Here is a 12159-nt window from a genome sequence, read left to right as displayed (position 1 = left end):
ATGAAAGGACAGCGCATGGCACAACGGCGGACACTCGAGGACGACCTCGGATTCCTCCTGGCCCGCGCATCCGCCGTGCTGGTGAAGACAACCAATCGCGCGCTCGCACCACTCGGGCTCAAGGTGCGCGCCTACAGCGTCCTGGCGGCGGTCTGTGATCAGGCCGACGGGATCACACAGCGACGTCTTGCCGCCGACGTCGGACTCGATCCGAGTCAGATCGTGGCCCTGGTCGACGACCTCGAGAGCCGCGAGTTCGTCGTCCGCACAACCGATCCCGGCGATCGACGCAACAAACTCATCCTGGCCACCGACGCCGGGCGTGACCTCTGCCGCAGGGCGCGCGCGATCAGTGACGACGTCGCCGCAGAGTACTTCCCCGAATCCGCCGATTCCGATGCACTACGCGCCCTGTTGTCCCGGGTCACGTTCCCCGGCAACTGATCCGAAAGCCTCAGCCGACCGGCGCGAACATCGACCGCAGGCGGTCCTTACGAATCTTGCCCGTGGCGTTACGTGGGATCTCGTCGAGCACGACCATCGACCGGGGGATCTTGTAGCGCGCCAGCCGTGTCTCCAGGAACTCGCGGAGTTCGTCGTAGGTGAGCTCGACCCCATCCGCAAAAGTGATCGCGGCGCAGCCCACCTCACCCCATTTCTCGTCGGCGACGCCGAAGACGCCGCATCCGACGACGCCGGGGATCTCCAGGATCACGGCCTCGATCTCGGCGGGATAGATGTTCTCCCCGCCGGAGATGATCATGTCCTTGAGCCGGTCGACGATCGTGACGCAGCCGTCGTCATCGCGTACGCCGACGTCGCCGGAGCGGAACCAGCCGTCGTCGGTGAACGCGGCCGCCGTCGCATCCGGCCGACCCCAGTACTCCCGCATGACATTCGGCCCCTGGATCTGGATCTCGCCCCGCTCACCCGACTCCGCCTCGGCACCGTCGGGTCCGACGACGCGGACGTCGGTGAAGAAATGTGCGATGCCGGCGGACCCGAGTTTCTCCTCGACCCGATCAGGCGTGAGAACCAATGCACCGGGACCGGTTTCGGTGAGACCGTAAGCCTGACACAACTTGACACCCCGCTCGGCGAAGGTACGAAGCGTACGCGGCGGCACCGGTGCCGCCGCGACGATCCACCGTCGGATCGATGTGAGATCGCTTCGCGCCCAGTCGGGATGGGCACTCATCGCGTCCAGCATGGTCGGCACCCCGAAGGAATAGGTGACCCCACGCTCGGCGACCAGCCGCAACGCACGACCAGGATCGAATCCTTCGTCGATCACCAGCGTGCCACCCTTGAGGATCGTCGGCAGCGAGACGAAGTTCAGTGCAGCCGTGTGAAACAGCGGCGCGGCGACCAGCGAGACCTCGTCGCTGCACAGGTCGAGGTCGAGGACCGGGTTGAGCGCGGCGAAGGTGACGCCGCCGTGGGTGAGGACCACGCCTTTGGGGTTCCCGGTCGTCCCCGACGTGTACATGATGAAGCAGGGATCGTCGGTGCCCACCGGTTCATCGATGCGCTCGGAACCTGCCGAGGCGATGATGGCCTCGTACCCGACCGCGCCCGCATCGGGTTCCCCATCGACGACAACCCGCATCGGATTCTGCTCGTCGCCCACCGCCGCGATCGCGGTGGCACCGAGCTGCGCCGAGTGGATCAGCACCCGTGCGCCGGAATCGCGCAGTGCGTAGGCGACCTCGGGCGCGGTCAGCCGTGCGTTCAAGGGCACGAGGATCGCGCCCAGCAGGCCTGCCGCGAACAGCCCTTCGAGGTAGGCGGGATGGTTGGCACTCAGCAGCGCCACCCGGTCACCGCGTCCGACACCGAGATCGGCGAGCGCGTGAGCCAGGCGAGTCGTGCGTTCCGACAGTTCCCGATAGGTGAGTTCCTCGTCCCGAAAGATGATGGCGGTGGCGTCCGGGCGCTGCCGGGAGGTGCGAAAGGGCCAGGTGCCCACACCCATGTTGCGCATTGGAACTCCTCGTCGATCACGAATGTGTCGCCAATCACCGTATTTGACAATGATTGAGTTTGTCAATCATTTAGACTCTTGCGCCTCACGCCCCCGCAGCCGGTGCGATCCCGTACAGCGTGCGTCCCGCGCCCTGCGCGGCCACCTGGGCCGCGGCCACCAGCGATGCCCGATTGCGCCCCAGCGACGGGACCACCACGCCGAGGGCGGCCACCACGTCGTCACCGTTGCGGACGGGAACCGCGATCGAGCAGGCGCCGAGCGTCATCTCCTCGGAGGTGGTGGCGTATCCCTGCTGGCGGATCTGGCGAAGCTGGCGGTCGAGCACGCCCGGCGCGACGATCGTGTAGCGCGTCATCGGACGCAGGTCGGCCATCGCCGCACGCCGGATGTCATCGGGTGCGTGCGCGAGCAGGACCTTTCCGACCCCGGTGCAGTGCAGCGGCAGTCGACTGCCGACGCGGCTGACGACCGGAACCGATGCGCGACCCGACAACCGATCCAGATAGAGCACCTGGTTTCCGTCGCGGACCGCGAGGTGGACCGTGGCAAAGGTTGCCGCGTAGAGGTCCTGCAGAAACGGCGCCGCCACCTCCCGGATACCGGACTGGATCGGCGCGAGCAGACCCAGGTCCCACATCCGGCGGCCGACGACGAATCGGTTGTCGGGCCGGCGGGTGAGTGCTCCCCACGACTCGAGTTCGCGGGCCAAACGGTGGGCGGTCGGTAACGGGAGGTCGGCGCGCTCGGCGATCTCGGTGAGGGTGAGCGCGCGGTGGGATCGATCGAAGGCCCCGAGAACCGCGAGCACCCGGGACGCCACGGATTGGCCGGGAGTGCTCGTGTTACCCGCCATCACCATCACCCGATCTTTCACTCAGTGGAATCGAGTGTAGTGGGCCGATGTGTCTCACATAGATGGGTTGACCGTCAGCGGCAGGGTGCGCAGTCGGCGCACCAGCAGGCTGCGTTCCCACTGCGGGTTCTCGTGATCGACGGTGAAGTCGACCGTGGAATCCAGGAGAAAGTCGATCGCCGAGCGCGTCTCGAGGCGGGCAAGCGCCGCGCCGACACACAGATGCAGCCCCTTGCCGAACGCCACATGGGATCGGCGCAGCGTCGGATCGAGGATCACGGTGCCCGGCTCGTCGAAGTGCGCGGGGTCGCGGTTGGCCGCACCCCACAGCAGGTAAAGGTGTGAGCCGGCCGGCAGTTCGACGTCACCCAGCGTGGTATCGCGGACGACGTGGCGATAGTGGCCGCGGAACGGCGACTCCAGGCGCAGCGCCTCCTCGACGAATGTCGGTACGAGACTGCGATCCTCACGCAGCCGGCCGACGAGTCCTGGTTGCTCGCCGAGCAGCCACACAGCGCTGCCGAGCAGGCTGACCGTCGATTCCGCACCGGCGGCGACGAGTTGGACCAGTATGAAGGTGGCCTCGGCCCGATCGAGCCTGCCCTGCTCCACCAAGGCCGCGAGGTCGGCCATGATGCCGTCACCGGGGTTGTCGAGAGCCGAGCTGAACGCTTTGTCGATGTGCGCGGTGAGCTCGCCCGCCGCCGCTGTCGCTGCCTCGAGTTGTTCGGTGGTCACCACGCCATCGAGCAGGATGGTGGTTGCGAAGGACCATCGGATCAGGTCGTCGATGTCGCACTGCGGAAATCCGCACAGGTCCGCAACGACGGCCATCGGCAGCCGTTGTGCGATCGCCGTCATCCAATCGATGTGGCCGTCCTCGACCCCGTTGTCCCAGAGCCGTTTCAACGTGTGGGCGATGAACGGTTCGAGCTCCCGGATGCGCTTGGCCACCAGTGACGGCATCACCACCGTGCGATGCTCACGATGCACCGGGTCGTCCGCGGTGGCCAGCACATGCAGCGGCGAACCCAGCTCGAGCATCGGAAACGCTGACACCGTGCCGTCGGCATTCCACACCATGGTGGCGGTGAGATTCGATGAGAAATCCTCCGGCCGCGCGATCGCCTCGGTGACGAGTTCCCAGCTCGTCACCAGATAGAACGGCGATCCGTCGAGGCGGGCGACGGGCGACTCGGCTCGCAGTTGGTCGAAGTACGGATACGGGTTGTCGAGGTCATGCACCTGACCAGCGTCGACCCCGGGCTGCGTTCAGTTCAACCCGCTGCGGCGAAGTCGACACAACCGCGTTTGAGCCGGTATCGGCCAAGTCTCACTCCGCCTGTGCGACCTCGGGAAATCGGTGCAACATATCGCTGAGATGTCTCAGACTGAGAACATGACCGAAGATTGGTTGGTGAGTGGTGACCGCAGCGAAGCTGCGCGGGATCGGCTCTACGCCATCGCCACGGAGATGATCGGCCGGCACGGGGTCGATCGGTTCGAACTCAACGAGCTTGCTCGCCGAGCACATTGTTCGAGAGCCACCGTCTACCGCCACGTCGGCGGCAAGGCGAGGTTGCTGGAGTCCGTGTGGGCGTTGTCGTCGGCCGGCGTCGTCGCCGAGGTCGAGAAGGCAGTCGACGGGTTAGCGGGTCCGCGTCGCGCGGAGGTCGCGATCACGGTCGCCTTGCGGGAGATCCGGTCCGATCGTGTGATCCGACAGTTTGTCCGATCACGGCACGCCCTCACCGCCGAGGCCGCCGACACCGTCATCGGTTCCGCCACGATCAACCGCATCGCCGCCGACCTCATGGGACTCGACCCCACCGAAGTGACCACCATCCGATTCGCGATCCGCACCTTCCTCGCGATGTTGCTCTTTCCCCCGAAGGATCCGAAGGAAGAGTCGGAGCTCATCGAGATTTTTGTGCGCGCGATTCATCAGGCTGCGTAAGTCTGCGGCGGGCGGACCACTCGGCTCCCGGTGATCTCGATACGGCTCCTCGCTGCCGCTCGTCACCTACTCGATCAGCAGATGGGAAGGCACCCCCCTTTTTTCGCTGGGTGAGGGGCACCACTCCGCGGGTCGTCGGGCACGCCCTTTTCCGCTGGTCGTCGGGCACGCCCTCTTCCGCTGGTCGTCGGGCACGCCCTCTTCCGCGGGTCGTCGGGCACGCCCTTTTCCGCGGGTCGTCGGGCACGCCCTTTTCCGCGGGTCGTCGGGCACGCCCTTTTCCGCTGGTCGTCGGGCACGTCCTCTTCCGCTGGGTGAGGGGCACCACTCCTCTGGTCGTCGGGCACGCCCCTTTTCCGCTGGTCGAGTAGCCTCCGAGCCGCTAGGCGAGGATGCGTATCGAGACCCCGATACCCGCCCTGACCTGCATCGATCATTTTTGTCGGACCGGTGTCGTAGATTGAAACCCAGCGAAATCGAAGCAGTGATGTGATGCCGGATCGGCCCTGTAGGGGGTCGGTCACTTTTCAGAGATATGTGGGACGTGTGGTTTCGCCGTGTCCATCTCTCTGAAAGATGTTGTGCGGTGTCGGGTTCGGGTTCGGATTGGGCGTTGTCGTCGTGGTGGGGTGAGGCCTCCCCCTGGCCCGACCTGGCGCCGATCTTCACCGGCCGTCTGCACGCCGAACAGATCGGCGACGCCGACACCAACGACCTGTTGGGCTCGATGGCCGCCACCCAGCGCGGTGTGGCGTATCTGGCCTGGCACAACTATCAGCTGGCCGCCGAACTACACCAGCGTGTGGTCGGTGAACAGCCGCGCCCCGACGATCTGTTGGTGGTCGACGGGTTCGCCGACTGCGCCGCCCGGATCGCGTTGGCGTTGAGCATCTCCCAGACGACAGCCGAACAGCTGGTGCGTGAGGCACTGGCCCTGCGTGATCGGCTCCCCCAGGTGGCCGAACGGCTGCGCCACGGCCAGATCTCGCCGGCGCGGGTGGCCTCGATCATCGCCCGCACCGACCTCCTCACCGGGCAGGACGCCATGCCCGACGTGGATGCCGAGATCGCCGCCGAACTCGACCTGCACCGCGGCGCGTGGTCGGCCGAACGGCTGCGCGACATGGTCGATCGGATCGTGTTCCGCCACGACCCCGACGCGGTCCGCGAACACCGCCGCCGCGCCCTGGCCCAGCGCCGCATGTGGACCACCCCCAAACCCGACGGCATGGCAACCATCACCGCCTCGATGGCGGCGGAGAATGTGCGCATCGCCGCCGCCGCCGTCACCGCGCTCGCCGCGGCAGCCTGTGCGCACGATCCGCGCACCACACAGCAACGCGCCTCGGATGCGATGTTCGCATTGCTGTCCGGAACCCGGTTCGAATGCCGGTGCGGACGCGAGGACTGCACCGCCCAGATCCCGGAACCGGGTACGGTGCCGCCGGTGGACGCCACGATCGTCATCCACGTCGTCTGCGACGAATCCACCCTGACCGGTGACGCCGCGCATGCCGGGTGGATGGCCGGGCACGGAGTCATCTCCGATGAGCACGTCCGCGAGTTGGCGGCCCGCCCGGACGCGATCGTCAAACCTCTGGTGCCCACGGGCACCCCGCAGAATCCGGACGGCACCTACACCCTGCCCGCACATCTACCGTCGAACCCCTACCGGCCCTCAACCGCCCTGGACACCTACATCCGGATTCGGGATGGCTACAGCGTGGTGCCCGGCACCGACACCTCGGCGTTCGCTCCGGGGGCTGATGTGGAGCATGTCGCCGAATACGACCACACCCACCCCGCCGCCGGCGGGCAAACGGTGCCGGAGAATCTGAACATCAAAGACCGGTTCTTCCACCTCATCAAAACGTTCGGCACCTGGATCGATGACCAGTACCGCGACCGGTGTGGCCGGTTACGCACCGAGTTCACCACCCCCGAAGGCCTGATCATCGCGGGTGACCCCAACACCATGGAACCGTTGTTCCCCGGCCTACTCCGCATCGGATTCGCCACACCCAACCCACCCGGCGCACCCGCGGGATCGGCGGACCACCCGACCCCACCCCCAACCCCACCCACCCGACCGATCACCCGACTGGCAGCCAAACACAACCGCAGACGACAAGAACGGATGCGCAACCGCAGACGACGCGAGGCCGATCAGGATTGAGCGTCGGCAGCATCAACCTCGGCGAACACACCGTTCGCGATGCGGAACGCGGTGTTCGCATCCGGCACACCGCAATAGATCGCCGACTGCAGCAGCACCTCTTTGATCTCGTCGCGGGTGAGGCCGTTACGCAGTGCTGCCCGCAGGTGCATGGCGAGTTCCTCGTGGTGGCCTCGTGCGATCAGTGCGGTCAGCGTGATCATCGACCGACTGCGACGATCCAGGCCCGGGCGGGTCCAGATGCTGCCCCACGCATACTCGGTGATGAGTTCCTGGAAGTCGCGGGTGAGGTCGGTGATGGCGTCGGTCGCCCGGTCGACGTGGGCGTCACCGAGGACCTCGCGCCGTACCGTCATACCGTCGTCGTATCGACTCATCTGCCCTCTCCTGTCGATGATGAAAGTGTCGCTGTCATCGCACGCGCCCGTTCGAGTTGTGTGTCGATGTAATAGCCTGTCGCGCCGAGGTACTCCCCGCCCGGTGCGTGTCCGGCGATCGTGGCCATCGAGGCCTGTTCGGATCGCACCGCCTCGCCGGCCGCGGCGAGATTGCCGGCCATCCGGTCGGTGTGCACGCGCAGATCCTCGACGAGCCGCGTGGTCTGGCGCGCCGCCACGACGCTTCGCCGAATGAGACTCCGGAGCGCCTCCCATTCCGCATGCCAACCACCTGGCGTTCGTTCTTCGACGGAATCGGCCGCGGCCAGATGGAGGGTCGCGCCGAGTTGCGGTGTCGAGATCGCCGCGCGCCGGATCATCACGGACAACACCGGATTGGCCTTGTGGGGCATCGTCGACGACGATCCCCCCGCTCCCTCGGTCAACTCGCCGATCTCGGGCCGCGACAGCGTAAGTACATCATTGGCGATGTGACCCCAGGCGTCGGTGCAGCCCACCGCGGCATCGCCGATGCGGGTGACTGCGGTGCGCACCGAATGCCACGGCGTCGCGGGCTCGAGCCCGAGTTCCCGCGCGGCGACGGTCGCGGTTTCCGCGACCAGGTGCCCGGGATCGACGCCGGCACCGGCGAGTTCGACGACGGCGGCCGACGTACCTGCCGCGCCGCCCAGTTGTACCGGAAAGCGCAACGCGTCGACCTGCTCCCGCGCGTCGAGGACGCCGCGCAACCACAGTGCGGCCTTGAGCCCGAACGTCAATGGGACGGCCTGCTGCGTCAGCGTTCTGGCGACCATCGGGGTCTCGCGATGCGCCGCAGCATGCTGCGCGAGGATCGCGATCTGTCGGTCGAGCTCGCCGGTGATGGCAACGAAAGCCTCGGCGACACAAACCATCAGCGCCGTGTCGACGACGTCCTGGCTGGTCAAACCCCGGTGCAGCCAGCTGGCCGCATCCGACGATCCGAGGCCGTCACGCAGCGCGCGGACCAGCGGGATCACCGGGTTGCCGCCCGACTCCGCATCAATGGAGATCTGTTCCGCGTCACCCTCGCCCACCAACCCACGGACGTTCTCGATCGACAACGCGGCAGGTTGGGGCGCGACCCCGGCCTTCACCAACGCCGTCGTCCACGCCGCCTCCACACGCAGCATCGCGTCGAGAAATGCCGCATCTGTGAGAATGTCACCGGCGTGGTGGTCCCCCGGCCAGAGCAGATCGCTCATCGGCCACCGCTTGTCATCGTCCACCGTGATCGAGAAAGACGGTCTCGCCCTCACCCTGTAGATGGATGTCGAACCGGTAGCCGTCGTCCTCCTTGGTAGCGGTCAACGTGGCGCGACGATCCTCCGGCAGCGAGTTCAGCAGCGCATCCGAGGCCAGCGCGTCCCCGGGGAGATAGGCGCGGGTGAGCAATCGATCGAGCAGGCCGCGGGCGAACACGCAGACGGCGAAGAACGGGGCCGCCCCCTCGGTCATCGCACCAGGTGCAACGGTCGCGAAGGTGTAATGCCCGGTGCGATCGGTCTGTACGCGTCCGAAGCCGGTGAACGTGAAACCATCCCGACGCAACGACCCGGGCTCCTGGCTGACGTTGCCGTCGCCGTCGGCCTGCCAGATCTCGATCAGCGCGTCGGGAATCGGGTCGCCGGCCCCATCGAACACCGTGCCGTGCAGCCTGATCCGATCGGGATGTCCGGCGGGCACGAGCTCGGCGCCACGGTCGAACGGGAGTGCGTAGTGGAAGAACGGGCCGACGGTCTGGCCCGGGGTGGGTGCGAGAGTCACTGCTGCTCCTCCATCGGGGTCTGGCCGGTGCCGTTGAGGACGATGTCCCAACGGTATCCGGTGCACCACTCGTGCTGGGTCAGATCGTGGTCGTAGTTCGCAACCAGCCGATCGCGGGCCTTCTGATCGACGATCGCCTGATAGATCGGGTCGAAGGCGAACAGCGGGTCACCCGGGAAGTACATCTGGGTGACCAGCCGCTGGGTGAACGCCGTGCCGAAGACCGAGAAGTGGATGTGGGCAGGCCGCCACGCGTTGTGGTGGTTCTTCCACGGGTACGGGCCCGGCTTGATGGTGGTGAACTTGTACCAGCCGTCGTCATCGGTGATGCAGCGACCGACGCCGGTGAAGTTCGGGTCGATCGGCGCCGGATGCTGATCCCGCTTGTGGATGTAACGCCCGGCCGCGTTGGCCTGCCACACCTCGACGAGTTGCTTGCGCACGGGCCGCCCCGAGCTGTCGAGCACGCGACCGGTGACGATCATCCGCTCGCCCACGGGGTCACCACCGTGCTGGATCGTCAGGTCCGCCTCGAGCGGGTCGACGTCACGGTGCCCGAACGCAGGCGTCCAGAGTTCGATCCCCTCGGGATCGCTGTGATGAAAGTTCTTGGTGGGGTGTCGAAGCAGGCTCGACCGGTAGGGCGCGTAGTTCAGTCGCGGTGCCGTTTCCGGTGCCGCACCAGCCGATTGGGCCGCAGCGTACTCGGCGCCAATCCGCGCGATCTCGTCGCTGATCTGCGCTTGTGTGCCCGCCGCGGCATCCGAGGAGACATGGCCGTGTTCGGTGAACACCTCCGACTCCTCCTCCTTGCCGGTGATCAGTGGTGTGGCCATCCTGTGTACCCTTCTGCGAGATAGGTGGAGCCGGCCTCCGAGGAGACCAGGGTCTGTAGTTCGCCGAGCTGGCGTTGTTCGTCGAAATCGGATGCGCCAGAGACATTGTGGAGCATCGTGGTCATCCAGTAGGAGAAGTGCTGGGCCTTCCACACGCGTGCGAGCGCACGATCGGTGTAGGTGTCGAGCGCATCGTCGTCGTTCTTGTTCACTGCCGCTTCGATGACCTCGGCCAGCACCCGCACATCGGAGAGGGCGAGGTTCAGACCTTTGGCACCGGTCGGTGGAACCGTGTGCGCGGCATCGCCGGCCAACAGGAGGCGGCCGTGACGCATCGGCGACTGCACGAAGCTGCGGAAGGGCAGCACCGTGCGTTCGATCACCGGGCCGTCCTTCAGACGGAAGCCGTCCGACCCGGACAGGCGGGTGTGCAGCTGCTCCCAGATCCGGTCGTCGGACCAGGTGTCCGGGTCTTCGGTCGGGTCGCACTGAAAGTACATGCGCTGCACGGTGTCGGTGCGTTGGCTGATCAGGGCGAAACCCTGCGGCGACCGGTTGTAGATCAGTTCCGGCGCGCTCGGTGGCGCCTGCACCATCACACCGAACCAGGCGAACGGGTACTCACGGAAGTACATGTGCGGGTCGGCGACGAGTTTGCGGCAGATGCTGCGGGAACCGTCGGCGCCGACGACGAGGTCGGCAGTGATCTCGTGGCGTGCGCCGTCGGCGTCGGTGTAACGGACGGTCGGTGAATCGAGGACGCCGCTCACCTCGGTGTCGGTGATTCCGTAGCGCAGATCGCCACCGTCGCGGGTCCGTGCCCGATGGAGGTCGATGAACACCTCGGTCTGCGGGTACAGCCAGCACGAGACACCGGCGAGCTTCTGGAAGTCGATGCGATGGCTGACACCACCGAAGCGAAGCGAGATGCCCTCGTGCTCGTGCCCGTCGGTGAGCACCCGGTCGGAGACCCCGGAGTCGACCAGCAGCCGGACACTGTCGCGCTCGAGGATGCCGGCGCGATGGGTGGTCTCGATCTGATGCACCGTCCGGTTGTCGACAACGACGCTGTCGATACCTGCGACATGCAGCAGATGCGACAGCATGAGGCCCGCCGGGCCACCGCCGACGATGGCCACCTGTGTCCGGGTGGAGGCTGTACTCATCTACCGGCTCCGTTTTCTGTGAGGTGATGCGATGCGTTGACGGTAGGAGGTCGGGATCACAGAAGTCGATCTTCTGCTTTCACTCAGTGAAAGCGCCTACGATGTGAACCAACTCATGGACATCACGACGCAACAACTCCGATGCTTTGTCGCCGTGGCCGAGAATCTGCACTTCGGGCGCGCGGCCGCAGCGTTGCACCTCAGTCCGTCGACGCTCAGCGAGAACGTCGCCACCTTGGAGAAGCGCTCCGGACGGCCACTGCTCGTACGGTCGCCCCGTGTGGCCCTGACGGCCGCCGGCGAGGAACTCCTGCCATTGGCCCGCCGCGCGCTGGCGTCGATGGACGAGGTGAGTGACTGGGGATCCGCGCGGCCGGACGAGTCGCGGATCCGAGTCGGACTGATGGTGTCCAGTCGGCGGTTTCGCACCGTGATGGCCGCCGCGACGGCGGCGCTACCGGGCGTCGACTGGGAGATCAAGCATCTCGGCTTCGACGGTAGCTACCGCGCGCTCGCCGACGGGGAGGTCGACTGCGCGTTTGTGACCGAGGCAGGTCCGACACCCGACGATGTGCGTGCGGTGCCGCTCTGGGACGAGGGCTGCGTCCTGGTCCTGCGCGACGATCACCCGCTGGCGCGCCGAAAGTCCGTCGACCGGGAGCACATGGCGGGCGAGACCCTCATCGTCGGTCGCACCGCCGAGTCGTCGGCCGGATGGTTGACCGCGCTTCTCGGCGATACGGCGGATGTCCGGGTGAGTCCGATCGCGCACAACTTCGAGGAGATCCTCGAACTCTGCGGCGTCGGGGCAGGCATCAACATCGCCGGCGAATCGGCGGCCGAAGCGTATGCACGTCCCGGACTGGCTTTCGTCCCGATCGTCGACGTGCCGCGCCTGACCACGTATCTGTGTCTGACCGGCCGTCCGACGTCGACAATCCGCGAGTTCGTCGACGTGGTCATCTACGAGGCCCGCACAGTCGACGTCTGAGATGTTCGGG

General features: G+C 66.5%; 12 protein-coding genes. 4 read left to right on the top strand and 8 right to left on the bottom strand.

All coding sequences use genetic code 11. From position 1 onward, the window contains the following. Positions 1–15 precede the first annotated feature (15 nt). Entirely contained in the window at positions 16–444 is a 429-nt protein-coding gene (locus ACVT6V_RS06350) for a MarR family winged helix-turn-helix transcriptional regulator (RefSeq protein WP_489900724.1), read from the top strand. Positions 445–454: 10 nt separating this feature from the next. On the opposite strand, the gene ACVT6V_RS06345 is transcribed toward ACVT6V_RS06350, so the two are convergent. The 3 genes from ACVT6V_RS06345 to ACVT6V_RS06335 all read right to left on the bottom strand — a co-directional run bounded on the left by ACVT6V_RS06345 (position 455) and on the right by ACVT6V_RS06335 (position 4085). Then, complete coding sequence (locus ACVT6V_RS06345) at positions 455–1984, bottom strand: acyl-CoA synthetase (RefSeq protein ID WP_489898954.1); 1530 nt, start codon at positions 1982–1984, stop codon at positions 455–457. A gap of 85 nt (positions 1985–2069) precedes the next feature. Continuing rightward, positions 2070–2840 carry an IclR family transcriptional regulator gene (locus ACVT6V_RS06340; protein ID WP_489898953.1) on the bottom strand — a complete coding sequence of 257 codons (771 nt, stop codon included), beginning with the start codon at positions 2838–2840 and terminating at the stop codon, positions 2070–2072. Positions 2841–2894: 54 nt separating this feature from the next. Then, positions 2895–4085, bottom strand: coding sequence for a cytochrome P450 (locus ACVT6V_RS06335; RefSeq protein ID WP_489898952.1), 1191 nt, complete (start codon positions 4083–4085; stop codon positions 2895–2897). Between the two features lie 154 nt (positions 4086–4239). Here ACVT6V_RS06335 and ACVT6V_RS06330 point away from each other — a divergent pair, with 154 nt between their 5' ends. Both ACVT6V_RS06330 and ACVT6V_RS06325 read left to right on the top strand, forming a co-directional pair. Continuing rightward, positions 4240–4797 carry a TetR/AcrR family transcriptional regulator gene (locus ACVT6V_RS06330; RefSeq protein WP_489898951.1) on the top strand — a complete coding sequence of 186 codons (558 nt, stop codon included), beginning with the start codon at positions 4240–4242 and terminating at the stop codon, positions 4795–4797. 586 nt (positions 4798–5383) lie between these two features. Beyond that, positions 5384–6973, top strand: coding sequence for a DUF222 domain-containing protein (locus tag ACVT6V_RS06325; RefSeq protein WP_489898950.1), 1590 nt, complete (start codon positions 5384–5386; stop codon positions 6971–6973). On the opposite strand, the gene pcaC is transcribed toward ACVT6V_RS06325, so the two are convergent. Genes pcaC through ACVT6V_RS06300 form a run of 5 tightly spaced genes read right to left on the bottom strand, consistent with a single transcriptional unit; the run spans position 6964 to position 11158 of the window. Continuing rightward, positions 6964–7350, bottom strand: coding sequence for a 4-carboxymuconolactone decarboxylase (gene pcaC, locus ACVT6V_RS06320; protein WP_489898949.1), 387 nt, complete (start codon positions 7348–7350; stop codon positions 6964–6966). The two genes, ACVT6V_RS06325 and pcaC, sit on opposite strands and share 10 nt — an antisense overlap. After that, on the bottom strand, positions 7347–8594 hold the full coding sequence (locus tag ACVT6V_RS06315; RefSeq protein WP_489898948.1) for a lyase family protein: 1248 nt from the start codon (positions 8592–8594) through the stop codon (positions 7347–7349). The genes pcaC and ACVT6V_RS06315 overlap by 4 nt, the downstream gene beginning before the upstream one ends. 13 nt (positions 8595–8607) lie before the next feature. Continuing rightward, a complete protein-coding gene (gene pcaG / locus ACVT6V_RS06310) occupies positions 8608–9156 on the bottom strand; it encodes a protocatechuate 3,4-dioxygenase subunit alpha (protein WP_489898947.1) in 549 nt (182 codons plus the stop codon). After that, complete coding sequence (gene pcaH / locus ACVT6V_RS06305; RefSeq protein WP_489898946.1) at positions 9153–9992, bottom strand: protocatechuate 3,4-dioxygenase subunit beta; 840 nt, start codon at positions 9990–9992, stop codon at positions 9153–9155. Before pcaH ends, pcaG begins: the two co-directional genes overlap by 4 nt. Then, entirely contained in the window at positions 9977–11158 is a 1182-nt protein-coding gene (locus ACVT6V_RS06300) for a 4-hydroxybenzoate 3-monooxygenase (RefSeq protein ID WP_489898945.1), read from the bottom strand. Before ACVT6V_RS06300 ends, pcaH begins: the two co-directional genes overlap by 16 nt. 115 nt (positions 11159–11273) lie before the next feature. On the opposite strand from ACVT6V_RS06300, the gene ACVT6V_RS06295 reads away from it, so the two are divergent. Beyond that, positions 11274–12149 (top strand): LysR family transcriptional regulator, encoded by an 876-nt coding sequence (locus tag ACVT6V_RS06295; protein ID WP_489898944.1) that lies wholly within the window; start codon positions 11274–11276, stop codon positions 12147–12149. Positions 12150–12159 lie beyond the last annotated feature (10 nt).

Source organism: Gordonia sp. LMA167 (assembly GCF_058130025.1).
The sequence above is the reverse complement of the archived record's forward strand: the minus strand, read 5'-3'. Positions and strand labels throughout refer to the sequence as shown.